Annotated in this window: 20 protein-coding genes; 7 read left to right on the top strand and 13 right to left on the bottom strand. The window is 63.8% G+C overall.

Annotated features, from left to right (window positions below; all coding sequences use genetic code 11):
- Positions 1-44: 44 nt before the first annotated feature.
- Together ACTSLZ_RS06355 and ACTSLZ_RS06350 are read right to left on the bottom strand one after the other, a co-directional pair.
- Positions 45-1,385, bottom strand: coding sequence for a hypothetical protein (locus ACTSLZ_RS06355; RefSeq protein ID WP_443096058.1), 1,341 nt, complete (start codon positions 1,383-1,385; stop codon positions 45-47).
- On the bottom strand, positions 1,382-1,588 hold the full coding sequence (locus tag ACTSLZ_RS06350) for a hypothetical protein (RefSeq protein WP_129314079.1): 207 nt from the start codon (positions 1,586-1,588) through the stop codon (positions 1,382-1,384). Before ACTSLZ_RS06350 ends, ACTSLZ_RS06355 begins: the two co-directional genes overlap by 4 nt.
- Before the next feature lie 177 nt (positions 1,589-1,765).
- On the opposite strand from ACTSLZ_RS06350, the gene ACTSLZ_RS06345 reads away from it, so the two are divergent.
- The 4 genes from ACTSLZ_RS06345 to ACTSLZ_RS06330 are packed head-to-tail and all read left to right on the top strand — an operon-like array spanning position 1,766 to position 4,913.
- A complete protein-coding gene (locus ACTSLZ_RS06345; protein ID WP_443096057.1) occupies positions 1,766-2,548 on the top strand; it encodes an amino acid ABC transporter ATP-binding protein in 783 nt (260 codons plus the stop codon).
- A 30-nt stretch (positions 2,549-2,578) separates the two neighbouring features.
- Positions 2,579-3,406 (top strand): glutamate ABC transporter substrate-binding protein, encoded by an 828-nt coding sequence (locus tag ACTSLZ_RS06340; RefSeq protein ID WP_443096056.1) that lies wholly within the window; start codon positions 2,579-2,581, stop codon positions 3,404-3,406.
- Positions 3,403-4,086, top strand: a complete 684-nt coding sequence (locus ACTSLZ_RS06335) for an amino acid ABC transporter permease (protein ID WP_129314077.1) — start codon at positions 3,403-3,405, stop codon at positions 4,084-4,086. Before ACTSLZ_RS06340 ends, ACTSLZ_RS06335 begins: the two co-directional genes overlap by 4 nt.
- Positions 4,083-4,913: an amino acid ABC transporter permease gene (locus ACTSLZ_RS06330; RefSeq protein WP_443096055.1), complete on the top strand. Its 831-nt coding sequence runs from the start codon at positions 4,083-4,085 to the stop codon at positions 4,911-4,913. The genes ACTSLZ_RS06335 and ACTSLZ_RS06330 overlap by 4 nt, the downstream gene beginning before the upstream one ends.
- A 94-nt stretch (positions 4,914-5,007) precedes the next feature.
- On the opposite strand, the gene dapE is transcribed toward ACTSLZ_RS06330, so the two are convergent.
- Complete coding sequence (gene dapE, locus ACTSLZ_RS06325; protein ID WP_443096054.1) at positions 5,008-6,135, bottom strand: succinyl-diaminopimelate desuccinylase; 1,128 nt, start codon at positions 6,133-6,135, stop codon at positions 5,008-5,010.
- A gap of 86 nt (positions 6,136-6,221) precedes the next feature.
- On the opposite strand from dapE, the gene dapD reads away from it, so the two are divergent.
- Both dapD and galE read left to right on the top strand, forming a co-directional pair.
- Positions 6,222-7,178 carry a 2,3,4,5-tetrahydropyridine-2,6-dicarboxylate N-succinyltransferase gene (gene dapD, locus ACTSLZ_RS06320; RefSeq protein WP_443096053.1) on the top strand — a complete coding sequence of 319 codons (957 nt, stop codon included), beginning with the start codon at positions 6,222-6,224 and terminating at the stop codon, positions 7,176-7,178.
- Between the two features lie 23 nt (positions 7,179-7,201).
- Positions 7,202-8,218: a UDP-glucose 4-epimerase GalE gene (galE, locus tag ACTSLZ_RS06315; RefSeq protein ID WP_443096052.1), complete on the top strand. Its 1,017-nt coding sequence runs from the start codon at positions 7,202-7,204 to the stop codon at positions 8,216-8,218.
- A 1,088-nt stretch (positions 8,219-9,306) separates the two neighbouring features.
- On the opposite strand, the gene ACTSLZ_RS06310 is transcribed toward galE, so the two are convergent.
- The 10 genes from ACTSLZ_RS06310 to ACTSLZ_RS06265 all read right to left on the bottom strand — a co-directional run bounded on the left by ACTSLZ_RS06310 (position 9,307) and on the right by ACTSLZ_RS06265 (position 23,667).
- Complete coding sequence (locus ACTSLZ_RS06310) at positions 9,307-10,590, bottom strand: citrate synthase (RefSeq protein ID WP_129314072.1); 1,284 nt, start codon at positions 10,588-10,590, stop codon at positions 9,307-9,309.
- A 297-nt stretch (positions 10,591-10,887) separates the two neighbouring features.
- Complete coding sequence (dapC, locus tag ACTSLZ_RS06305) at positions 10,888-12,021, bottom strand: succinyldiaminopimelate transaminase (RefSeq protein ID WP_443096051.1); 1,134 nt, start codon at positions 12,019-12,021, stop codon at positions 10,888-10,890.
- An 11-nt stretch (positions 12,022-12,032) separates the two neighbouring features.
- Positions 12,033-12,356, bottom strand: coding sequence for a ferredoxin (fdxA, locus tag ACTSLZ_RS06300; RefSeq protein ID WP_129314070.1), 324 nt, complete (start codon positions 12,354-12,356; stop codon positions 12,033-12,035).
- 182 nt (positions 12,357-12,538) lie between these two features.
- On the bottom strand, positions 12,539-13,825 hold the full coding sequence (locus ACTSLZ_RS06295) for a PIG-L family deacetylase (protein WP_443096050.1): 1,287 nt from the start codon (positions 13,823-13,825) through the stop codon (positions 12,539-12,541).
- 30 nt (positions 13,826-13,855) lie between these two features.
- Entirely contained in the window at positions 13,856-15,772 is a 1,917-nt protein-coding gene (gene typA, locus ACTSLZ_RS06290) for a translational GTPase TypA (protein WP_129314068.1), read from the bottom strand.
- A gap of 196 nt (positions 15,773-15,968) precedes the next feature.
- A complete protein-coding gene (locus tag ACTSLZ_RS06285) occupies positions 15,969-17,657 on the bottom strand; it encodes a dipeptide ABC transporter ATP-binding protein (protein WP_129314067.1) in 1,689 nt (562 codons plus the stop codon).
- Between the two features lie 3 nt (positions 17,658-17,660).
- Complete coding sequence (locus tag ACTSLZ_RS06280; RefSeq protein ID WP_129314066.1) at positions 17,661-18,737, bottom strand: ABC transporter permease; 1,077 nt, start codon at positions 18,735-18,737, stop codon at positions 17,661-17,663.
- Positions 18,730-19,656 carry an ABC transporter permease gene (locus ACTSLZ_RS06275; RefSeq protein WP_178979610.1) on the bottom strand — a complete coding sequence of 309 codons (927 nt, stop codon included), beginning with the start codon at positions 19,654-19,656 and terminating at the stop codon, positions 18,730-18,732. Before ACTSLZ_RS06275 ends, ACTSLZ_RS06280 begins: the two co-directional genes overlap by 8 nt.
- A gap of 152 nt (positions 19,657-19,808) precedes the next feature.
- Complete coding sequence (locus tag ACTSLZ_RS06270) at positions 19,809-21,152, bottom strand: peptide ABC transporter substrate-binding protein (RefSeq protein ID WP_443096104.1); 1,344 nt, start codon at positions 21,150-21,152, stop codon at positions 19,809-19,811.
- A 709-nt stretch (positions 21,153-21,861) separates the two neighbouring features.
- Positions 21,862-23,667, bottom strand: a complete 1,806-nt coding sequence (locus tag ACTSLZ_RS06265; protein ID WP_443096049.1) for a BCCT family transporter — start codon at positions 23,665-23,667, stop codon at positions 21,862-21,864.
- 260 nt (positions 23,668-23,927) lie between these two features.
- Here ACTSLZ_RS06265 and pgi point away from each other — a divergent pair, with 260 nt between their 5' ends.
- Entirely contained in the window at positions 23,928-25,610 is a 1,683-nt protein-coding gene (pgi, locus tag ACTSLZ_RS06260; RefSeq protein WP_443096048.1) for a glucose-6-phosphate isomerase, read from the top strand.
- The last annotated feature ends 140 nt before the right edge of the window (positions 25,611-25,750 follow it).

Here is a 25,750-nt window from a genome sequence, read left to right as displayed (position 1 = left end):
AGCTCGATCACCTTAACAACCGATGGTTACGGGCTCCGCCGGGCTCACGGCGGGTAGTCGCCTCCGCTGGGAAGTTCCTTCCAGTGCCACAGCCATCCGACCCAGATCAGCTGCCCCAGGGCCGCCCCGATGAGCAGTGTTGCCCGGTATGCACGCGATTCGGAGAGCGCCACCAGCGGCGCGGCCAGGGGGAAAACCGGAAGGAGCAGGCGGAAGGTCGAGGACTGCGGGAAGAGAAAAATCAGCAGATATGTGACGTATGCGTAGCACCAATACCGGATATTGCGCGGCAACGTCGTCAGCACCACGCGGCTGTGCATGACCCACAGGAACCCGAGGACCAGGATCAGGAGAATGAGGGGGCCGGGAGCGCCGAAGTAGTTCAGCGACTGGTCGATCCAGGGCTGCACGGGCAGCAGGTGCTCACCGCGCCACGCCGTCTCGGTGGAGGTGTAGGCGTCGTATCGCCCCGTGGCGATCCAGGCGATACCTGGCCAGGCCAGCGCGCAGACGCAGGCGAACAGGGCGACGCCGAGGTATCGTGCGGTTCTTCGGAACGAGGCGGCGAAGCGAGCGAACCCTTCCGTCGAGGAACGCTCGCGGTAGGCCAGGACGAAACGGGTCAGCCACCAGAACCCCAGCGCGGCCGCCACGGGCACCCCGACCGGTCGGGACAAGCAGGTCGGGATCAGCACCAGCGAACAAATGACCAGATTTCCTCGCACCAGGGCCAGCAGGAATCCGGCGAGGAACATGAAGTTCATGGACTCCGCGTAAGGAACCTGGAGGATCGGCGCGATCGGATTGAGCAGGACCAGCGCCGTGGACCACAGGGCGAACCGATCGATGCCGCGTCCGGGCTGCTTCAGCCCGAGGCCGTGGAGGATGCGACGCGGAGAAACATACTGTTCCCCTCCGGCATCCTCGGACCGAGAGGCGACGGCCCGGGCCGAGGTGAAGAAGCCGTACAGGAGGATTGAGGCAACGGCTCCGCAGGCGATGGACACCAGTCCCCCGGCGGCAGGCCAGGAAAGTCCCGTGACCCTCATGAGGCCTGACACCGTCATCGGGAACAAGGGATAGAAGGCCCAGGGGTTCTGGTCCACGCTTCCGGACAGGTCCACCGGAAGCGTGCTCGGGTACCCCGCCTGTGCGATGTGCCGGTACCAGTCCCCGTCCCAGATGGCGATGAACTGCAGGTAGCTCATCGGCCCGGACCCCCAGGGGCTGGACTGTTGCTGGCGTCCGACCAGGCTGAAGACGACCCAGCCCCAAATCCGGGTTGCGGCGTAGACGCCCAAGACCCAGAGGAAGATCGGGGACCCGAGAATACGTTGTCGGATCCGTTCGACGCCGTCGGCGGCGAACCGGCGTACGGGCGTCACCTGGTGCCGTGGCGACCGGTCGGGCGGTCGACGTCGGGGGTCGTGCGACCGTGCTCCAACGGGCCCCGTTCGGGACCGGGGCAATCGATGCCGTCTCGGGAAACGTATTCGGATCCGGAGAGTCGGTCCGCGCCCAGGACGGCGCACGAGATGAGCACGGCCGCCAGAATGACGAAAGTCAATCCCACCAGGATAAAGTTCATGCCTCCATTCTGGACCATGAGTTCGGGAACTTCCTCGATGGACGATCTGCCCGAGTCGGGTCCGCGCCGGGCGTTCGGCACCTCCCCCGAAGGCTGCCTTCGGGCGACCTCACGTGAGACACAACACTGGTATAAATGATTCTCATCACCTTCCAGTCAATCAGCATGAGGTATTCGATGAGCACTGCAGCTCCAGAGGGTGGCACCGCAGCCATTTCACAGGCCGGCGCCGAGGTCCGACTCTCGGGCGTCAACAAGTGGTTCGGTGACCACCACATCCTCCGCGACATCAATCTGACGGTCAAACCGGGTGAGGTCGTCGTACTCCTCGGCCCGTCCGGCTCGGGAAAGTCGACCCTCTGTCGGACCATCAATCGGTTGGAGACCATCGACTCGGGTTCCGTTCAGATCGACGGCGCGGAGATTCCTGCCGAGGGCAAGGCATTGGCCGAGCTTCGTTCGGAGGTCGGCATGGTCTTCCAGTCCTTCAATCTGTTCGCCCACAAATCCGTTCTGGAGAACGTGACCATGGGCCCCATCAAGGTCCGCGGCAAGTCCAAACGGGAGGCCAGGGAACTGGCGGAGGCTCTGCTGAAAAAGGTCGGAGTGGTCAGCCAGGCCGACAAGCTGCCCGCCCAGCTCTCGGGCGGGCAACAGCAGCGCGTGGCGATTGCCCGGTCCCTGGCCATGCGGCCCCGCGTCATGCTCTTCGACGAACCGACCTCCGCCCTCGACCCGGAGATGATCACCGAGGTACTGGACACCATGGCCTCCCTGGCGAAGGAGGGCATGACCATGATCGTGGTGACCCACGAGATGGGATTCGCGCGCGAAGCGGCGGACCGAGTGGTCTTCCTGGCCGATGGCGCCGTCGTCGAGGAGAACGCCCCTGAGGAATTCTTCACCAATCCGCAATCGGATCGTGCCAAGGACTTCCTGGGCAAGATCCTCAATCACTGACCACCGGTCGCCACCGTGAAAGGAGGAATCGTGCGCCATCGCAAGCGGGTCGTGCTCAGGGCACTGGCCCTGGCAATCATCGGTTGCCTGTCCTTGGCTTCGTGCGGCGTCGGAGGGTCAGACCACCGCATCCGCATCGGAATCAAGTTCGACCAGCCGGGTCTGGGCTATCAGGACGGGACCGGATACTCCGGGTTCGACGTCGACGTCGCCACCTACCTCGCGGGGAAACTCGGTTATTCCCCGGACCAGATCGAATGGGTCCAGTCGCCCTCGGCCAATCGTGAGAATATGCTCTCCAACCATCAGGTCGACATGATCGTGGCCACCTATTCGATCACCGACAAACGCAAGAAGTCCGTCGACTTCGCCGGCCCGTACTTCGTGGCCGGACAGGACCTGCTGGTTCAGAAGTCGAACGCGGACATCCACGGGCCGGACGATCTCAACGGCAAGAACCTGTGCTCGGTCCAGGGGTCGACGTCCGCCGCCAAGATCAAGGAAAAATACGCCGAGAACGCCAACCTCGTGGAGCTCAACAGCTACGCCGAGTGCATCGGCGCGTTGGAAGCAGGCCGCATCGACGCTCTGACGACCGACGACATCATCCTGGCAGGTCTGGCCTCGACCGGCACCAACAAGGGCAAGTTCAAGCTCACGGGCCAGACCTTCACCGAGGAGAAATACGGCGTGGGACTGCCGAAGGGCACCACCCGGTGCCCGGAAATCTCGAAGGCCATCACCTCGATGGTCGATGACGGGTCCTGGGAGAAGTTCGTGTCGAAGAATACCGAGGGGTCCGGCTATGAATTCGACGCGAAGTCCAATCCGCCGAAACCCACGGAGGGGTGTGCATGAGCTACTTCGACCAGTTCTCCCGTCTCTTCGCCGACTACGACGTCGTCGGAGCGTTCTGGGTCAACATCCAGCTGACATTCTGGGCGGCCGTCTTCGCGTTCCTGATCGGAGCAGTCGTCGCGCTCATGCGGATTTCTCCGGTGCCCAGTCTGCGTTTGCTCGGCGGAGCCTACGTCCACATCGTGCGCAATACGCCACTGACCATTCTGATGGTCATGGCCGTTCTGGCCCTGTGGACGCAGATGCACATCACGCTCTCCACGGACTTCAAGCAGAATTTCTTCAATTTCGCTGTGGCCATGCTGTCGATCTACCACGCGGCCTTCGTCTGCGAGGCGATCAGGTCGGGAGTGAACACCGTTCCCCTGGGGCAGGCCGAGGCCGCCCGCTCGATCGGCCTGGGGTTCCTCCCCACGGCTCGCCTGATCATCTTTCCGCAGGCCATTCGAGGGGCCATCACACCACTGGGCAACGCCTTGATCGCTCTGACCAAGAACACCACGGTCGCGGCCGCCGCGTCGGTCGCCGAGGCCTCCGTGATGATGAAGAAAATGATCGAATTCGACTCCGACGTGATCTTCGCGATCTTCATGACCTTCGCCCTCGGCTTCGTGATCATCGTGATTCCCGTGGGCCTGATCACCACGTGGGCGTCGAGGAAATGGGCGGTGAAGCGATGAGCACTCAGAACGCACTCTTCGACGCGCAGGGCCCCAGGGCCAAACGCCTGACCCGGGTCTTCAACATCATCGGCGCGCTGGTAATCGCTGGAATCATTCTGCTCGTCCTGATCCGATTGGAGCGGCAGGACCAGCTGACCTGGGACCGCTGGGCATTCCTGTTCACCGGCGACGCCTGGGCCCATCTGTTCCTGCCCGGCCTCTGGGGCACGCTCAAGGCCGCGTTCCTTGCAATCGTGACATCGGTGGTCTTCGGGCTTGTCTTCGGCATGGGCCGGCTCTCCCTGATCGGCCCGATCCGTTGGGTCTGCACCGTGGTCGTGGAGTTTCTGCGGGCCGTGCCGGTTCTGATCATGATGATCTTCTTCTGGCTCTGGTTGGGGCATACTTCCCTGATCAACCCGAATCATCTGCCATTCTTCGCGGTGGTCCTGGGACTGACCCTGTACAACGGATCGGTCATCGCGGAATTGGTTCGCTCGGGAGTCCACCAGTTGCCCAAGGGGCAGAGTGACGCAGGCCTGTCCTTGGGACTGTCTTCCGGGCAGGTGCTGCGAATGATCCAACTGCCGCAGGCCCTCGTGGCCATGATGCCGGCCCTACTCAGTCAGTTCGTGGTGATTCTGAAGGACACCGCCCTGGGCTACATCATCACCTACGGCGAATTGCTGGATGCGGCCAAACGGCTGGGAGCGGCCCATTCGATGCTTCAGGCCCTCATCGTGGCGGCCCTGCTCTTCATCGTGATCAATGCCCTGCTGACCACTCTGGCCCAGTGGCTGTCGCGTTATCTGAGCCATCGGGTCGGGGTCAGGGCCAAGGTCTGATCCTGTTCGCACAACCGGCACGATGCCGCCCCTCCCCAGACCAGGGACGGGCGGCATCGTCAATTCTTGCCCGGGTGCCGCGTGGACGGACCCTTCAGGCCGTCAGCCACCGTTCGAGGGCGTCCAGGCATGGGTGAACCTCGGAGGCGAAGACGTGTTCGTCGTCGGAGTGGGCCAGCAGCGCGTCGCCCGGACCGAAGTTCACCGCGGGAATTCCGAGTGCGGAGAATCGGGCGACGTCGGTCCACCCATACTTCGGGTGAGGGTCGACGCCGACCGAGGAAACCAGGTCCTTCGCCAACGGGGCGTCCAGCCCGGGCCGGGCCGCGGGCGAGGCATCCACAATGTCCAGCTCGTACCCGTCGAAGATCCTGCGCATCCGCTCGGTCGCCTCTTCCAGGGTCTTGTCCGGGGCGAATCGGTAGTTGATGTGGACGTTGCACGAATCGGGAATCACGTTGCCCGCGACTCCCCCGTCGATCTGCACGGCGTTGAGTCCCTCTCGGAACTCGAGCCCCTCCACGACCACGCTCTCCGGCTGGTACTGCTCCAGAATGCGCAACAGGTCTCCCACCTTGTGGATAGCGTTCTCCCCCATCCAGGCGCGTCCCGAGTGCGCCGCGGTTCCTGTCGCGTGCACCCAGAACCTCATGGTTCCGTTGCAGCCGCCCTCGATCCGTCCGTCGGTCGGTTCCAGGAGGACGGCGAAGTCGGCGTCGGTCACGAGGTCCGGCGCAACCTCGAGGAGTTTGCCCAGGCCCGAGGCATCGCTGGAGACCTCTTCGTGATCGTAGAAGACGTAGGTGATGTCCCGGGACGGCTCGGTCAGCCGGGCGGCCAGAGCGAGCTGGACCGCGACGCCGCCCTTCATGTCGGTGGCACCGCGTCCGAAGAGAACCTTGCGGCCGTCGATCTGGTCCCACTCGGACGGCACGGTGCCTCGCGCGCCAGCGGTTCTCGGCAACGGGACGGTATCCACGTGACCGGCCAGGACCACACGTTCGGGTCGTCCCAGATCCGTCCGGGCCACGAGGGTGTCGCCGTGTCGGTGGACCGTGAGGTGCGCGTAGCCCTTCAACGCCCTTTCGATGGCGTCGGTCATCGGCCCCTCGCTGTCGGAGACCGAATACACGTCCAAAAGATCGGCCGTCAGTTCGGCGACGTCCTTCGTCAGGTCCAACTCGGGAACGGTTCCTTGTTGCGGTGCGCTGTCGGGAGTCATGCACTCACCTTAGCGTCGTCTTACGTTTCGATATGAATGATTCCCGATCTACGGATGTAGGGCGCGGTTTTCGTAGACTGGTCATTATGACTTCAAGTACGAGCGCCGAATACGCAGCCGGATTGGGCCTGGCCACCATCGTGGCCTCAGGTCCCGACGAAGGACAGGTCCTGGATGTCTGGTATCCGACCCCCTCCCTGTCCGAAACCGCCGACACCTCAGTGCGGGAGGATCTGGAGACCGCTCAGGGCTCCGACGCCGCCCGCAACGTGGAGTTGCGCGTCGTGGAAACCACGTCGGCCTTGCAGGAGAACCCCTCCGACGCGGCCGATGCCTACCTGCGGCTGCATGCGCTGTCCCACCGTCTCGTGCAGCCCAACTCGATCAACCTAGAGGGCATCTTCGGCAAGCTCGTGAACGTGGCCTGGACGAACTTCGGACCCGTCCTGGCCTCGGACCTCGGTCGGGCCCGGCTGGCACTGCGTTCCCGCGGACACGTGACCGTCCACTCCGTGGACAAGTTCCCCCGCATGGTCGATTACGTGGTCCCGAGCGGCGTCCGCATCGGTGACGCCGACCGCGTCCGGCTGGGCGCTCACCTCGCCGATGGCACGACCGTGATGCACGAAGGCTTCGTGAACTACAACGCGGGAACCCTGGGACACGCCATGGTCGAGGGACGCATCAGCCAGGGCGTCGTCGTGGGCGACCATACCGACGTCGGCGGCGGTGCCTCCATCATGGGCACGCTGTCCGGTGGTGGAAAGGAACGCGTTCGTCTCGGAGAGCGCGTGCTCCTGGGGGCGAACGCCGGAGTGGGCATCTCGCTGGGCGACGACTGCGTCGTCGAGGCCGGCCTGTACCTGACGACCGGAACGCGGGTCACCGTGGTCACCGATCAGGAATCTACGGTGGTCAAGGCCGCCGATTTGTCCGGAACGTCGAATCTGCTCTACCGCCGGAATTCCCAGACCGGAACCGTTGAGGCCATTCCGCGGGCCACCGGCACGGTGGAGCTCAACTCGATCCTGCACGCCAACTGAATCACAACTTTGAGGAATCAAACATGAAGATCATGGTGACCGGCGGTGCCGGATACATCGGCAGCCACACGGTCCTCGCCTTGCTGGAAGCGGGGCACGAGGTCGTGGTCATGGACAACCTGGCCAACTCGTCCCGTACGTCCTTGGAACGCGTCAGTGAATTGGCCGGAGGCAAGGCGATCGAATTCCACGAAGTCGATCTGCTCGACGCCGCGGCGATGCATGAGCTCTTCGCTTCGACCCGGCCCGAGGCCGTCATCCATTTCGCGGGCCTCAAGGCCGTCGGTGAATCGGCCGAGAAACCGCTGTGGTACTACAACACGAACGTTGCGGGCACGATCAACCTGCTTCAGGCCATGGAGTCGGTCGGTTGTCGTTCGATCGTGTTCTCTTCGTCGGCGACCGTGTACGGCGCCCCCGAAGAGATGCCGCTCACCGAGAAGCTCCCCATGGATGCTCAGTCCTGCTACGGCCGGACCAAGGAGCACATCGAGGACATGCTGATTGATCTGGCCAACGCGGACGATGCATGGAACGTAGCTCTCCTGCGGTACTTCAACCCCGTGGGCGCGCACGCTTCGGGACGAATCGGAGAGGACCCGACGGGCGTCCCCAACAACCTGTTGCCGTTCATCGCGCAGGTCGCCGTGGGACGCCGGGACAAGCTGAAGGTCTTCGGCAACGATTACCCGACCCCGGACGGGACCGGCGTGCGGGACTACATCCACGTTGTCGACTTGGCCGAAGGCCACATCAAAGCCCTGGACGCGATCTCGGACCGGGGCGGGTTGCACACCTGGAACCTCGGAACCGGCAATGGTTACTCGGTTCTCGAGGTCCGTGACGCGTTCGAAAAGGCGTCCGGCAAGGAGATCCCGTACGAGATCGTGGATCGCCGCCCCGGCGACGTCGCCGTGTCCTACGCCGACCCCTCCTCCGCACTGGCCGATCTCGGGTGGTCCGCAACCCGCGATATCGACACGATGTGCGCCGATCATTGGCGCTGGCAGGAGAACAACCCGAACGGGTACGCGAGCTAGCATCCACCGGACCCCGGAAGGACTCGTTCATGGCGGCCGATCCGCTCGCCACTCCGGGGGGGGGTGGATCCCGCCTCGGCGGCGCTGTTCGGTGGCGGTTACCCGATTCGGTGGCACTTCCCCACCGTTCGAAGGGCTGAACCCCGGTCTGCCGCGAGCCGTTGGGTGGCAGTTACCCGATTCGGTGGCGCTTCCCCACCGTTCGAGGGGTTGAAACCCAGGCTGTCGTGAGCCGTTCGGCGGCAGTTACCCGAATCGGTGGCGGTTCCCCACCGTTCGAGGGGTTGAACCCCCACCTACCGACGGAAAACGCCTCACCATCGGGCAACCGCCACCCATGCGCGAGCTAGCACCCGCTGGAACTTGGACGGACTCGTTCATGACTGCCAATCCGCTCAGCGCTCCAGCGGGCGGACCCCGCCTCGGCGAGCCGTTCGGTGGCAGTTACCCGATAGGGTGGCGCTTCCCCACCGTTCGAAGGGCTGAATCCCGGGCTGCCGCGACCGGTTGGGTGGCAGTTACCCGATTCGGTGGAGTTTTCCCACCGTTTGAGGGGGTTGAAACCAGGGCTGCCGCGAGCCGTTCGGCGGCAGTTACCCGATTCGGTGGCGGTTCCCCACCGTTCGAGGGGGTTGAAACCCGGGCTACCGCGAGCCGTTGGGGGGGGGGGGGGCAGTTACCCGAATCGGTGGCGGTTCCCCACCTTTTGAGGGGGTTGAACCCCCACCTACCGGCGGAAAACGCCTCACCATCGGGCAACCGCCACCTAACAGGGCCCCGCCCCGCAGGCAACCGCCGCCCAACCGGGCCCCGCCCCGCAGGCAACCGCCACCCAACAGGGCCCCACCCCGCAGGCAACCGCCACCCAACAGGGACCCACCCCGCGGGCAACCGCCACCCAACAAGGCTCGCGGCCTAGCGCTCCTCGGTCTCGCGGCCCCGCTCCCCGGCCTCACGCCCCGCGGCGCGACGCAGCACGAATCCCCGTTTAACGCACCGCGGGCCGCCGTGTGCGGACCGGGTCATTCTGCGACCCGACGCGCACGCGACGGCCCGAGATCATCGGATGTGCGTCACGGCGTCGTGGATTACTCCACTCCGGGGTAACGGCGCTCCGTTTCGCCCGTGTAGACCTGACGCGGTCGACCGATCTTGGTCGAGGGGTCCAGCATCATTTCTCGCCACTGTGCGATCCAGCCCGGCAGGCGACCAATGGCGAAGAGAACCGTGAACATCTGCTCCGGGAAACCCATGGCCTTGTAGATCAGACCCGTGTAGAAGTCGACGTTCGGGTAGAGCTTGCGCTCCACGAAGTAGTCGTCCGCCAGGGCCTTGTCCTCGAGGCGCATGGCGATATCGAGCAGCTCGTCGTCGCCACCCATCTTGCGGAGGATCTTGTCGGCGGTGGCCTTCACGATGCGGGCGCGCGGGTCGTAATTCTTGTACACCCGGTGGCCGAAGCCCATCAGGCGGACGCCCTCTTCCTTGTTCTTGACCTTCTCCATGAAGTCTTCGGGGCTGATGCCCTCGGACTGGATGCTGCGCAGCATGTTCAGGACGGCCTCGTTGGCCCCTCCGTGCTTGGGACCGTACAGGGCATTGATGCCCGCGGAGACGGAAGCGAACATGTTGGCATCCGACGAGCCCACCAGGCGCACCGTGGAGGTCGAGCAGTTCTGCTCGTGGTCGGCGTGGAGGATCAGGAGGAGATTGAGCGCCTCGGCGATCTCCGGGTCCACCTCGTAGTCCTCGGCCGGAACCCCGAAGCACAACCGCAGGAAGTTCTCGGCGTAGTTGAGGTCGTTCTGCGGGTAGAGCATCGGCTCGCCCTTGGACTTCTTGAAGGCGTAGGCCGCAAGGGTCGGGACCTTGGACAGCAGGCGGATCGTGGAGACCTCGACCTCGTGCTCGTCGTGCGGGTCCAGGGAATCGCTGTAGAAGGTCGACAACGCCGATACGGCAGAAGCCAGGACCGGCATCGGGTGCGCGGTGCGCGGGAAACCGGAGAAGAAGATCTTCAGGTCCTCGTGGACCATGGTGTGCGTGCGGATCATGTGGTCGAAGTCATCCAGCTGCTGCTGCGTCGGCAATTCGCCGTAGATCAGCAGGTAGGCAACCTCGACGAAGCTCGCCTTCTTCGCGAGGTCCTCGATCGGATACCCGCGGTACCGCAGGATCCCGGCCTCACCGTCGATGTAGGTGACGGCCGACTGGACGTTCGCGGTGTTCATGAACCCGGGATCGTAGGTGACGTATCCGCCGGTTTCGGAACGGAGCTTGGCGATATCGAAAGCTCCGAACCCGTCGGTCGGTTCGACGGCGGGGCAGTCGACGCTCGTACCATCAAAAGTGAAGGTCGCTTTATCGGTCATATTTCCTCCCGTTTGCGTGTGTCCTCCGTCGATCCGTTGGGGCTCGAGGGGTTTCCTGGGGCCGACACAAAATCGCCGCCCCTTCCGCAACGGTGAAGGCCACGGGCGTGGGCGGGGACACAGATTTCCTCTGCATAGCCTACCCTTTGCCGACACACCGTCACGAATCATCCCGATGATATGCAGAGACATTTCGCGGCGCTTGACGTGCGGGTCCGAGGCCTTTCCGTGGTACACCGAAACGTCTCCGTGCGCACCGGATTCCTCGGACCGGCAGTCGATGCCGGCGTCGGCGAATCAGCCGCGGGCCAGCCTCCGCACGGCGGCGTCGATCCGCTCGTCCGTCGCCGTGAGGGAAATGCGGATGCGTCCCTGCCCGTGGTCGCCGTAGAAGACACCCGGCCCGACCACGATCCCCAGATCCGCGAAACGGCCGACGCTGGTCCAGGTGTCCTCGCCCATGGTCCCCCACAGGTACAGGCCCGCCTCGGAGTCCTCGATCCTCATGCCGTAGTCCTCGACCGCGGGCTTCAAAGCCTCGCGACGTCGCCGGTACCGGTCCTTCTGCTCCCGGACATGCGCGTCATCACCCAAAGCCACGGTCATCGCGTCCTGGACCGGCCTCGGAACGATCATGCCCGCGTGCTTGCGCGAGTTGATGAGGTTCGCGATGATCCCCGGGTCGCCGGCGACGAAGGCGGCACGGTAGCCGGCGAGGTTGGACTGCTTGGACAGGGAGTACACCGAGAGCAGGCCCGTCAGGTCGCCGCCCGAGACCGTGGTGTCCAGGACGGACGGCACGGCACGGCCACCCCGGGCTTCGTCCCAGTCTCCCCATCCGAGTTCCGCATAGCATTCGTCGGAAGCGACCACGGCGCCGAGGTCACGTGCCTCTGCCACGAGCCGACTCAGCGATTCCGCGTCCCGCACGCTGCCGGTCGGGTTGCCCGGAGAGTTGATCCACACGAGCTTGACCCGGGACCGGGTCTCGGCGTCGAGGGCAGACAGGTCGTCCGCCGCGACGACCCGGGCACCAGCCAGCGTCGCGCCGATGTCGTACGTCGGGTAGGCAACAACAGGACGGACGACGACGTCGCCCTCCCCCAGCCCGAGCAGGAACGGCAACCACGCGACCAACTCCTTGGACCCGACCGTGGGCATGACCGAGGACTCGTCCACACCGTCCGCACCACGGCGACGCCGGTACCACTCGGCAATGGCCTGGCGAACTTCCGCGGTGCCCTGCGTGGTCGGGTACCCGGGGGCGTCGGCGGCATCCGCCAGGGCGCGGCGGACGACCTCGGGCGTCGGATCGACCGGCGTACCGATCGACAGATCCACGGTTCCGTCCGGGTGCGCGGCAGCACGTTCGCGATACGGCGCCAGAGCGTTCCACGGGTAATCAGGCAGGCTGAGGCCGAAATCGGGCATGGGTCGCGGTCCTACTCCTGGTTCTGGGGCGGAAGGTCCGCGATGTACTGGTGATCGTAGTCGAGGGCGCCGGTTCGGGCGGCTCCGCCCGGGGATCCCAGGTCATCGAAGAAATCCGCATTGACCGAGGTGTAGGTTTCCCACTCTTCGGGGACGTCATCCTCGTAGTAGATCGCCTCGACCGGGCACACGGGTTCGCAGGCACCGCAGTCCACGCATTCGTCCGGGTGGATGTACAGTGACCGCTCGCCTTCGTAGATGCAGTCCACGGGGCATTCCTCGACGCAGGCGCGATCTTTCACGTCGACGCAGGGCTGGGCGATTACGTATGTCATTCAAACCTCTCATCGGTACCGGGTTCGCCGGTCGTCGCGGTTCGGTTCGTTGCTCCGCGGCACGTCTGTTGAACCATCAGTCTAGTCGGGCTCGACGCGACGTCCTACCCGGTTGACTCCACTGTATGGGGTATCACTGACCGGGAGCCCGGCGGTTAAGCTCCATGAAGTCTTGACGAAGATTAAGCATTTCGCGACTTCAGGATCGTCCTGTTGGAAATCCACTGCCCGATCATGGTCATGACCAGGATCCCCAGTATCCAGGCGATCCCGATCTGCCCGATGGGGACCTTCGGATTAGGAATCACCAGCAACGAGTCGGAGCGGGCGTAGACGAAGAACCCGATCTCGATGAAAGCGAAGAGTCCGGGCAGGACCGTGGCCCACGTCCGACGGGTGTAGTGGGAGATCCAGAGGGTCCCGCTCAGGACCAGCAACAACGCCAGGCCGAGGCCCCAGGGCAGGTACCAGCCGGAGAAGTAGCTGATCGAGGCGTGGAACATGGTGCCGATGAATCCGACCACCAGTCCCACACCGGCACCCGCGATCACCGAATTGACCGGCCCTGCGGCCAGATCCTCGGGATCTTCCTGGGACACGTCGATCGATTCGGCGAGGAGCCGGTAGGACTCGGCCGCACTGATGTTCTGCTCGACGTTGTTCGAGTAGTGGAAGGTCATGCCGTCGCCCACTTCGACCTGGGTCTCGTGGGCGGCCATCGCGGTTTTCTTGGTGGCCGCATCGCCTTCGACGACCGCTTGCCGGCGGTCGTCGTCCGGGTCGGCTTCTCCCTCGACGCCCCAGACCAGCAACGGTTGCGCCTTGCGGGAGAGCATCCCGAGGGCCTTCATGGTCGCCTCATGGGTCCGCCGGTGGTCGGGGTGACCGTACCCGCCGTCGACGTCGTAACTCACGACGACGTCGGGCCGGACCTTTTCGATCACCCGGGCAATGGCTGCCGCGGATTCCCTCAACGGCGCCCGCGTCAGGCAGTCGGACGCCGCGTTCGCGGCCGACGTCGCCCTCCCGTGCTTCCCCCAGGACATACCTGAATCCCGGAAGTATCCGGGGCTGCGACGCCGTTCGGCGAACCAGTGGTGGCGAACACCGAGTTCGCGGCAGGCCGCTTCCAACTCGGTTTCGCGGAGGGCCCCCAGGGCGTCCCCGGAATCATCGTCCGAACGCTTTCGGACGTCCAGGTCGGCATGCCGTTCACCGATGACCTCCCCCATCTCGCCGCGCGACATCGTGAGCAAGTCCACCGCGGCCCCTGCCCGGGCGTAGTGGCTCATCGTCGCGCCCGTCGACGTGGATTCGTCATCCGGGTGCGCGTGGATGAAAAGCATCGTCGCATGCCGCGGGTCCAGGGACTCGGGCAGGAGCGAGGCCAGTGCGTCCGGCGCGGTGTACTCGGCCTGTTCGGGGTAGAACGGCTCGGGGTGGGAACCGTGCGTTGAGGGAGTTGTCATCGGTGAAGGCGTGCTGTCCGGTACCTCGATCTAGTTGGCGCGGTTGCGTGCTCGGAACGCGCGCACACGCTCGTGGGCGTCGAGGATGACCTTGCGGATGCGGATCGCCTCGGGCGTGATCTCGACGCATTCGTCCTCGCGAGCGAATTCGAGGCATTCCTCCAGCGTGAGCTTCCGCGGAGGGGTCAGGTTCTCGAAGCTCTCCGCGCTGGCCGAACGCATGTTGGTCAGCTTCTTCTCCTTCGTGATGTTGACTTCCATGTCGTCGGCGCGTGAGTTCTCGCCCACGATCATGCCTTCGTACACCTCGGAGGTCGGCTCGACGAAGAACGTGCCGCGTTCCTGCAGGTTCATCATCGCGTAGGGGGTCACCACGCCCGCGCGGTCCGCGATCAACGAGCCGTTCGTGCGGTACTCGATGTCGCCCGCCCACGGTTCGAAACCGTCCGCGTACGAGTTCGAGATGCCCGCGCCCCGGGTTTCGGTCAGGAACTGCGTACGGAAACCGATCAGGCCGCGCGCCGGAACTCGGAATTCCATGCGGACCCAGCCGGTGCCGTTGTTGGTCATGGTTTCCATGCGCCCCTTGCGGGCCGCCATGAGCTGGGTGACTGCGCCCATGTATTCGTCCGGAACATCGATCGTCATGTATTCGATGGGCTCGTGGACCTTGCCGTCGACGATCTTGGTGACGACCTGCGGCTTGCCCGCGGTCAGTTCGAAGCCTTCACGACGCATCTGCTCGACCAGGATGGCCAGTGCGAGCTCGCCACGGCCCTGGACTTCCCAGGCGTCGGGACGCTGCGTCGGGAGGATGCGAATCGACACGTTGCCGATGAGCTCCTTGTCGAGGCGGTCCTTGACCTGGCGCGCGGTGACCTTGGCGCCTTTCACCCGACCCGCCATCGGCGAGGTGTTGATTCCGATGGTCATCGAGATGGCGGGCTCGTCCACCGTGATCAGAGGCAGCGGATCCGGGTTCTCGGCGTCGGTCAGGGTCTCACCGATGGTGATGTCCTCGATGCCGGCAACCGCGACGATGTCGCCGGGACCTGCTTCTTCGGCCGGCACACGGTCGAGGGCCTTGGTCTTGAGCAGCTCCGAGATGCGGACGTTCTTGAGCTGGCCGTCCTGACGCGCCCAGGCAACGGTCTGTCCCTTCCTGAGGGTTCCGTTGAAAACGCGCAGCAGAGCCAGACGCCCGAGGAAGGGCGAGGAGTCCAGGTTGGTCACGTGGGCCTGCAGGACGCCGTCAGGGTTGTACGTCGGAGCCGGGACGTGTTCCATGATCGTCTTGAACAGGGGTTCGAGGTCCTCATTGTCCGGAATCTCGCCATCGGCGGGCTGATCGGTCGAGGCACGGCCGGCCTTGCCGGAAGCGTAGACCACGGGGACGTCGAGGACGGCGTCGAGATCCAGGTCGGGGACCTCGTCCGCAAGATCGGAGGCCAAGCCCAGGAGCAGGTCCATGGTCTCGGAGACGACTTCCTCGATGCGGGCGTCCGGACGGTCGACCTTGTTCACGACCAGGATGACCGGAAGCTTCGCCGCGAGTGCCTTGCGGAGCACGAAGCGCGTCTGCGGCAACGGACCCTCCGACGCGTCGACGAGGAGCACGACGCCGTCGACCATCGACAGCCCGCGCTCAACCTCGCCACCGAAGTCGGCGTGGCCCGGGGTGTCGATCACGTTGATTGTGACCGTCTCGCCCTTCGAATGCTCGCCCGAGTACTCCACGGTGGTGTTCTTCGCGAGAATCGTGATGCCCTTCTCGCGTTCCAGATCACCGGAGTCCATCACGCGATCTTCGACATCCGCGTGGTCAGAGAATGCGTGGGTCTGCTTGAGCATGGCGTCCACGATGGTGGTCTTGCCGTGGTCAACGTGGGCCACGATCGCGACATTGCGGATGTCGGTGCGCGTAGCGGTGCTGGAAGTTTCAGTCATACGATAAGGCTCGCTTTGCTGGTCAGTGGCTGGGGTGACGTCATGGGATGCCACAGCGTCGGCATAATTTTCAGGCGCGATCTAGCGCGACCTCTTGGGCCAATGTCCATCATAGCCGCATCGTCAAACGCCGAGGCCCGGGCCCCGGCCTGTGGTGGCGGGTGCCCGGGCCTCGGACTCGGGTGCGGACCTGGTGTCAGGCGGCTTCGGGCGGGATCATGAGCCCCGCACCCGGGATGGCCGCCAACAGCTTCTGGGTGTATTCGGTCTGTGGGTCCTCGAACACCGCATCGGTGGACCCGGTCTCGACCATCTTGCCCTTCTCCATGACGCACACCCGATCCGCGATCTGGCGGACCACCGCCAGATCGTGGGTGATGAACAGGTAGGTAAGGCCCAGTTCGGATTGGAGCTCGGCCAGAAGGTTCAGGATCTGCGCCTGCACGAGGACGTCCAGGGCCGAGACGGCTTCGTCGCAAACCACCAAGTCAGGGTTCAACGCCAGGGCACGCGCGATCGCAACACGCTGACGCTGTCCCCCCGAGAGTTCATTGGGGTAGCGAGCCATCATCGATTGCGGGAGCTGCACCTGGTCGAGCAGGCTCTTGACCTTCTTCTCGCGCTCCGCCTTGGAACCGACTTTGTGGACACGCATGGGCTCTTCGATCGTCCGGAAGATGTTGTACATCGGATCCAGCGAGCCATAGGGGTCTTGGAAAATCGGTTGTACGCGTCGCCTGAACGTGAACATCTCCCGGCCCTTGAGCCCGGCGATATCCCTGCCGTCGAAGGAAATGCGGCCCCGAGTGATCGATTCGAGACCCAAGAGCATTCGCGCGATGGTGGACTTGCCGGAACCGGATTCGCCGACCACGGCCGTCGTCGTCCCGCGCGGGATCGTGAACGAGACGTCGTCGACCGCGGTGAACTGTTCGGACTTGCCCCAGGCTCCTCTGAGTTTGAACACCTTCGACAAGTTTTCGATCTGGACGAAATCGTGTTGCAGCGACGCCTGGATCTCTGTCTTCGGCCGCTCGGCGAGCAGTTCGTCGGTCTCCTGCCCCGTCTCCCTGGCCACCTGGATGCGGCGGGAGGCCAGCGACGGCGCCGAATCCACGAGCTTCTTGGTGTACGGATGCTGAGGGTTCCGCAACAGGTCCAGTGCCGGTCCCGCCTCGACGACCCGGCCCTTGTACATGACCACGACCTTGCGTGCGCGCTCCGCGGCCAGCCCGAGATCGTGCGTGATCAGCAGAACCGCCGTCCCCAGATCCTGGGTCATCCCCTCCAGGTGGTCGAGAATCGTCCGTTGCACCGTCACGTCCAGCGCGGACGTCGGCTCGTCGGCGATGAGCAGGCGCGGCTGGCAGGACAGCCCGATCGCGATCAGGGCACGCTGCCGCATCCCGCCGGAGAATTCGTGCGGGTACTGGCGTGCGCGACGGTCGGCGTCCGGAAGTCCGGCCTGTTCGAGGACGCGGCTGACGTCCTTGTCCGACGACGGAAGACCGTTGGCCTTCAGGGTCTCCTTGACCTGGAATCCGATCTTCCACACGGGGTTCAGGTTGGACATGGGATCCTGCGGAACCATGCCGATCTGGTTGCCGCGCAGTTTGACCTTCTCGGATTCGTCGATGTGGGTGATGTCCTTGCCGTCGAAGAAAATCTGCCCGCCGGAGATCCTGCCGTTGCTGGGCAGAAGCCCGATGGCGGCCAGGGCCGAGGTCGATTTGCCCGAACCGGATTCCCCGACGATCGCCACGGTTTCACCAGGCATCACCGAGAAGCTCGATTCCTTGACGGCCTCGACGTCGCCCGTGCTGGTGGAAAACGTGATTCCGAGGTTCTTGATGTCCAGGAGCGGGTGTGATGTTTGTTCGGTCATGGGTCACTTCTTCCGGGACTTGGGGTCGAGTGCATCGCGCAGGGCATCGCCCAGCATGATGAAGCTCAGAACCGTCAGGGACAGGGCCAGGCCTGGCCAGAACACGGGCATCGGGTTGGAACGGAAGGCGTCCTTGCCGTCGGAGATGTCATTTCCCCAGCTCATGACGTCCGGGGGCAGACCGATGCCCAGGTAGGACAGCGTCGACTCCGCGACGATGAACGTGCCCAGGGAGATGGTCGCGATCACGATGACCGGGGCCATCGCGTTGGGGATGATGTGCCTCAGCAGAACGTTGAAGGAGGAGACCCCCAGGGATCGGGCGCTCGTCACGTAGTCCGCGTTGCGGACCTCGACCACGGCGCCACGCATGATGCGTGCGACCTGGGGCCACCCCAGCAGCACCAGGATGGCGACGAGCGTCCACACACCGCGGTTCTCCCGGAATGCCGGGAGCTGCATGATGACCAGCGCGCCGAGGATGAGGGGCAGGGCGAAGAAGATGTCGCCCAGGCGGGCCAGGACGGCGTCGACCCAGCCACCGAAATACCCGGCGATCGCGCCGATGATTCCACCGATGACGACGACGCCGAGCGTCGCGAAGAGCCCCACGGTCAGCGAAGCCCTGGTTCCGGCGATGACGCGCGAGAACACGTCGCACCCTTGGGCCGTGAACCCCATGATGTGGCCCGAGGACGCCTTGCCGTTGGAGTTCTGAAGAAGGCACTCGGCGCTCGAGGGATCCTCGCTCCAGAACAATTGCGGGAAGAACGCGATGGCGACCGCCAGGACGATCAGTATCACCGAGATGATGAACGTCGGTTTGGTCCTCAACTGCCGCCAGGCATCCCGCCAGAGGCTGAGAGGCGCTTCGTCCGCAACGGTCGAATCCGTCGCGGCTACGGGGGTCTCGTCGATATCGGCGATGTAGTGTTCGACGGCGAGCGCGGAACCGGGGAGGTCCTTCTGGTTTCCCGCGACGGCGTGTTCGGCGGCCTCGGGCTGGAGCCGCTCGCGCGTCGGTTCCGTGATGCCCTCGTTCGGGGAGGGCGTGGTGTCAGTGTTTTCGTATTTATGCATAGCGGATCCTCGGATCGAGCCAGGCGTAGAGCAAATCAACCAGGAGGTTGGCCACGCAGAAGATCAGGACCATGATCGACACGATGGAGACCACGGTCGGCGCATCGCCCAGGGTCAGGGCCTTGTAGAGCTGTGAGCCGATTCCGGGCACGTTGAAGATGCCTTCCGTGACCACGGCGCCGCCCATCAGCGCCCCGAGGTCCGCGCCGAGGAACGTCGCGACCGGGATCATGGAATTGCGGAGAATGTGCACGCGGATCACTCGTCCGCGCGTCAGGCCCTTGGCCGTCGCGGTACGCACGTAGTCCGCGTTCGCGTTCTCCGCGACCGACGTTCTGGTCAGGCGCAGGACGTACGCGAAGGACACCAGGCCGAGCACCACTGCGGGCAGAATCAGTTCTCCCCATCCGGCCGTTCCGGAGACCGTGGGTTTCGCGAGGCCGAGCCGCACGCCCACGAAGAACTGGAGCATGAAGGCCAGAACGAAGATCGGGATGGCGATGACGATGAGGGAAATGACCAGAACGGTCGAGTCGAAGAGCTTGCCCTTTTTGAGCCCGGCGTAGAGGCCGAAGATCACACCGAAAATTCCCTCGAAGACGAGGGCCTCGATGGCCAGTCGCGCGGTCACGGGGAAGGCGTTTTCGAGGATCGATCCGATTTCTCGACCGGAGAAGTTGACTCCCAGGTCACCGGTGAAGAGGCCGCCCAGGTAGTTCACGTACTGGACCAGGAACGGATCGTCGAGATGGTATTTCTCGGTCAGCGCCGCCGCGACGCCGGGCGTGCAGCCCTTCTCGCCGCAGAGAGCCGCGAGGGGGTCTCCGGGAAGCATGAAGACGAGGAAGTACACCAGGAGGGTGGCCCCCAGGAATACGGGAATGAGTTGGAGGATTCGTTTGAAGAGGTACCACAGCATGGGTCAGATCGTCCCCTGCTCTGTCACGACGGCACGTGGCCGTCCGGTGGTTGCATTGGTTGTCATAGATATCTGCCTCTGAGGGGAAGAGGAGATGGAGGGCCGCCGGGCGGCCCTCCATCTGCTGTTTTGTCAGGCCGTTTCCGGCAGGGTCACGAGGACTTCTCCACGTCGAAGTACATCGGAGTGCCGTTCCAGGACGCCTTGACGTTCGAAACGCTCTCCGACCACCCCATGTTGGCTTGCTGGTACCACAACGGAATCGCGGGAAGGTCCTCGAGGAGCATCGAATCCGCTTCCTGGAAGGCCTTGTTCGCCGCGTTCTTGTCCTTCGCCTGGAGGCCTTCGTCCAACTTCTTCTCGAACTCCGGGTTGTCGTACTTGGAGTCGTTCGAGTTGGCGCCCTTCGTGTAGGTGGGCTCCATGAAGTTGTAGAGCGACGGGTAGTCGCCCAGCCAGCCGGAACGGACCGCGCCGGTCAGCTTGCCGGAGGTCGCATCGGTGCGGACCTCCTTGAAGGTCGAGTAGGACTTGCCTTCGGCCTCGATGCCCAGGTTGTTCTTGATCTGGTTGGTCACGGCGTCGACCCACTTCTTGTGGCCGCCGGCGTCGGCGTTGTAGGCGACGGTGAACTTCTCGGACGTGTCATAGGGCTGGATCTTCTCGGCCTGCTCCCAGAGCTCTTTGGCCTTGTCCTTGTCGAACTTGGTGTTCTCCGAGTTCTTGACGTCGCCCTTGTAGCCTTCCAGCACGGGTGCCGTCATGTCGGTTGCCGGCTTCCGGGTACCGTTCAGGATCACCTTGATGACCTCATCACGATCGATGGCCATCGACAGGGCCTGACGACGCAGCTTGCCGGCTTCGCCGCTCCAGTTCTTGAGGTAGTACGGAATCGCAATGGTCTGGTTGCCTGCATACGGTTCGTCCAGGCTGCGGTCGCCCAGATCGTCCTTGTAATTGCCCAGGGCCGAGGTCGGGATCTGCTGCAGGACGTCGAGGTTGTTGGCCAGAAGGTCCTGATAGGCGGTGTCCGGGTTCTGGTAGAGCTTGAAGGTGACGCCACCGTTCTTGGCCTTTTGCGGGCCGTCGTAGTCGTCGTTCTTGACCAGGTCGATCTGGGTGTTGTGCTGCCAGGCACCTTCCTTGGCCATCTTGTACGGGCCATACCCCACCGGGTTCTCGCCAAAGGCCTTCATGTCCTTGAAAGCGGATTCGGGCATCGGCACATACGCCGAATATCCGAGCCGGAGGTTGAAGTCGGACTGCGGGGACTTCAGCTTGACGGTGAAGGTGTTGTCGTCCACGACCTGGAGTCCGGACATCTTGTCCTCTTCGGAGCCTTCCTTGGACACGTCGTCGTATCCCTCGATCGGGCTGAAGAAGTTCGCGCCGGATTGTGCGTTCTTGACGGCCGCACCGTAGTTCCACGAGTCGACGAAGCTCTGGGCGGTGACCGGCTCGCCGTTGGTGAACTTCTTGTCCTTCTTGATCTTGATGGTCCAGTTCTGGTTGTCGTCGGAGTCGATCGAGTCCGCCAGGTCGTTCTGCGGCTTGCCGTCCTCGTCGTAGGCGATCAGACCGCTGAAGATGCTGCCGACGACGACGCCGCCGCCGTTTTCGGATGTGTTGGTCGGGACCAGGGGGTTCTGGGGTTCGACGCTGTCAGCGGTGATGATCGCGGAAGAATCTGTTTCTCCGCCGCCCGCGGTGCCGCCCCCCGCAGCCGGAGAGAGCGAGAACGGAGATCGCCGCCACGCTCGCGAATGTGGAAATGCGCGAAAATCGCATTTCTCCTCCTAGGAGTGATTGATCAGTGTGACAAACGCGGTCGATGCACCCCTGGCGAAGAGAGCCAGCCTCACGCTGACTAGGCGAAAGTTGTGATGCATGACACGTATGAAAGAAGTGTAGACCACAACTGTTGCGCATTTGTAACCACGCGGTTTCCCGGGTGTGATCGGGCCACGAGACAGGCGCCATACCGCGCGACATCGGGGCGGGCGAGGAATTTCCCGGCGTGTCGAAGCGATTCCATGCGACCCCCAAGGTTCAACGAGGTTCGTGTTCATGCGCGACCGGATCGCCGCCCGTGCGACGTCTCAACCCGGCGATCCCACTGGACACACGAAAGGCCCGCCCCCTTGCCTCGGGGACGGGCCTTCCCATCAGGTGATCGATGGAACGAGCGGACGGCGAGCGCCGCGATCAGTCGTCGAACGACCTCCACGGCAGCTTTCCGGATTTCTTCTTCTTGCCGGCGACCTTGGTGGTCATTCCCGTTCGGGCCTCCACCGCGTTCTCCGCGGCTTCGGCGGCCTCGGCCTCCATCCGGTCATTCCACTGCTCCTCGAGCTGGGAGAAGCTGGCTTCGACCTGACTGTTCACGTTCTCCGAGATCTCGTCCGCCAGCTCATTGCGAACTTGGCGACGTTGGGCCCGGATGAACAACCGGTGTTCGGCCTGCAAGGACTTGAACAGCGAGATGCACATGAACACGATGACGATCGAGAACGGCAACGCCGTGAGAATCGAGATCGTCTGAATCGCATTCAACGAGTTCTCGCCGCCGGCCCAGAGCAGGGCGGTCGCGGTTCCACCCGCGATCAGGACCCAGAAGACCCGAACCCAGGTCTTGGGGTTCGGCGATCCTGAAGACGAGATCATACCCAGGACCAATGCGCCGGAGTCGGCTGAGGTCACGAAGAACACGATGATCAGGATGACCGATCCGAAAATCAGCACCCCGGAGGCCGGCAGGTCCTGCAGCATCGTGAACAGGACGCCTTCGCTCTCCAGGTCGACGAGTCCACCCTTGCCGAAGAGCTCGGTGTGCAGCGCGGTGCCGCCCATCACGGAGAACCAGAAGAAGGACATCGCAGCGGGGATCAGGAGAACCGCCAGGACGAATTCACGCACCGTGCGTCCGCGGGACACTCGGGCGATGAACATGCCCACGAAGGCCGACCAGGAAATCCACCAGCCCCAGTAGAAGGTGGTCCAGGTTCCCGCGAACTCCTGCCCTTCGGAACCGTCGAAGGCGAAGGTCGAGGCCGTCATCTCGATGACGTGCTGCAGGTAGTGGCCGATGGCCTGGACGAACTCGCGGAGCAGGAAGATCGTCGGACCCATGACGAGCACGAACAGGGCGATGATGGCCGCCAGCACCAGGTTGCCGTTGGACAACCACTTCATGCCCTTCTCCAGGCCGGTGACCACGGAGAACAGCGTCACCGCGGACAGCACGACGATGATCATCGTGTATCCCAGATTGCCGGTGGCATCGATGTTGAGGAATCCCAGGCCGGAGGCGATCTGCATGACGCCGAGACCCATCGACGTCGCCACGCCGAAGAGCACGCCCACCAGGGCGACGATGTCGATGATGTCCCCCCAGACTCCGCTGATCCGGTCACCGAGCAACGGCTTGAGCGAGAAGCGGATGGAGAGCGGGAGCTTCTTCCGGTGGGCGGAATAGGCGATGGCCATTCCGACGATCACGTAAATGGCCCACGGGTGCAGACCCCAGTGGAGGAAGCTCCAGGACATGCCCTGCTGTGCCAGCTGCTCCTTCGACCCGCCGACCTCGGGCGGAGGCGACGCGTAGTGGGCAATCGGCTCGGAGGCGCCGTAGAACACCAGTCCGATACCCATACCGGCCGCGAACAGGAATGCCAGCCAGGTCATGAAGGAATAATCCGGCGTGGAATCGTCCGGACCCAATTTGATGTCGCCCAGCCGACTGAACCCCAGATACAGGGCAAAAACCACGAAAATGGCCACAATGGCGGTGTAATACCAGCCGAAGTATCCGATGACGTCCGTCTGGAGCGCCCCGAAGACCTCATTGGCCTGGTGGGGAAAAAGCATAGTGATGCCAATAAAAAGAGCCATCACGATGGCTGCTGGGATGAAAACTCGCTTGTCGATCGCGCCGCGCTTCATCTTCTCACGCAGGCGGTCGGGCACTCCCCCGACCCGTATGTCAGGTTTTCTGGTCAAAAAGTTAGCCATACAATCCTCTTTGCGTACCTCATCAAGTAATGCGTGCAAGTGAGTTTTCGCCCCACCGGAACAACTCAGTGACATATGCCACAAATGATCGATGGGTGACGCTTGCATAATGCAAGCACACTTACCAATAGAATACCCGGCAGTTCGACAAGAGTGTCAACTTTCCGGCGGCAGGACGACCCCGCTCCAGCGCCTCGACTCCCTGTCCGACAACGACGTACCTGTGGAATATCCGGGCCCGCCATAGGACAATAGGGGGCATGAGTGCACCACAGATTCCCGACATCACCTCCACCGACCCGTGGAAGGAGCTTGAGCAGCACAAGGCCGAGCTGGCGCCCGACCTGAGGACCTGGTTCAACGAGGACCCGGACCGGGCCGAGGAGTTCACCGTTCAGGCGGGAGACCTCGTCGCCGACCTTTCGAAGAACCTTCTGACCCCGCGCACACGCGAGCTGCTCCTGCAGCTGGCCAATGCGGCCGACGTCGAAGGTCGACGCGACAGCATGTTCGCTGGTGAGCACATCAACGTCACCGAGGACCGGGCCGTCCTTCACACCGCCCTGCGGCGCCCGGAGGGAAGCGAACCGAGCCTGAGAGTTGATGGTCAGGACATCGACGAGGACGTCCACGAGGTCCTCGCCAAGGTCTACGACTTCGCGGATCGAGTTCGATCCGGAGAGTGGACGGGAATCACCGGCCGCCCCATCGAGACCGTGGTCAATATCGGTATCGGCGGATCCGACCTCGGCCCGGTCATGGCGTACGAGGCGCTGAAGACTTTCGCCCAGGACGGCTTGACCGCCCGGTTCATTTCGAACATCGATCCCACGGACGCGGCCGAGACCGTCGCCGATCTGGACCCCGAGACCACTCTTTTCATCGTCGCCTCGAAGACCTTCGGCACGCTGGAGACGCTCACGAATGCTCGCGTCTGCAGGACGTGGCTGCTCGATCGGCTCAAGGAGTCCGGAGCCCACGAAGGCTCGGACAATGAGGCGGTCGCCAAACACTTCGTTGCCGTCTCCACGGCCCTCGACAAGGTGGAGGCCTTCGGGATCGATCCGGAGAACGCCTTCGGTTTCTGGAACTGGGTAGGAGGCCGCTATTCCGTGGACTCCGCGATCGGAACGTCTCTGGCGATCGTCCTGGGCCCGGACGCATTCGAAGAATTCCTCGGTGGATTCCAAGCGATGGACGAGCACTTCCGGACGGCGCCCGCGGAGAAGAACCTCCCGATCCTCATGGGGCTCCTCAACGTCTGGTACGTCAATTTCTTCGACGCGTCGTCGCACGCCGTGCTCCCCTACGATCAGCACCTTCACCGCTTCCCTGCCTACCTGCAACAGCTGACCATGGAGTCCAACGGCAAGTCGGTTCGGTGGGACGGCACCCCCGTGACGACCCAGACCGGTGAAATCTTCTGGGGCGAACCGGGCACGAACGGCCAGCACGCCTTCTATCAGCTGATTCACCAGGGCACCCGGGTGATACCGGCCGACTTCATCGCCTTCGCGAATCCCAGCCATCCCGTCAAGGACGGCGATACGGACGTACACGAGCTCTTCCTGGCAAACTTCTTCGCCCAGACCAAGGCCTTGGCCTTCGGCAAGACTGCTGACGAGGTCCGGGCGGAAGGAACCGACGAGGCCGTTGTCCCGGCCCGAGTTTTCTCCGGAAACCGGCCGACGACGTCGATCATGGCACCCGAACTGACACCGTCGGTCCTGGGCCAGCTGATCGCCCTCTACGAGCACATCACCTTTGTGCAGGGCACGATCTGGGGCATCGACTCCTTCGACCAGTGGGGCGTGGAACTCGGCAAACAGTTGGCCAAGGACCTGGCCCCCGCGGTAGGCGGCGACACCGCAGCCCTCGACCAGGAGGACTCCTCGACCAAGGGGCTGATCTCCTACTACCTCGATCGTCGCACGAGGAAGTAGTCACCCTCGTGACCACAAGCCCGTGACCTGAGCGGACAATAACGCGCCGGCCGTGGAGAGTTCTCCGCAGCCGGCGCTCCGTGTCAGGTGTCCGCGAAACCCGCGACGCGGGGAGGGTCCCCTCCCGCCGGGCGCTCCCA

It is taken from the genome of Rothia koreensis, from assembly GCF_052232265.1.
Classification (GTDB): Bacteria; Actinomycetota; Actinomycetes; order Actinomycetales; family Micrococcaceae; genus Rothia; species Rothia koreensis.
This window is presented reverse-complemented; position numbering and strand designations above follow the sequence as displayed.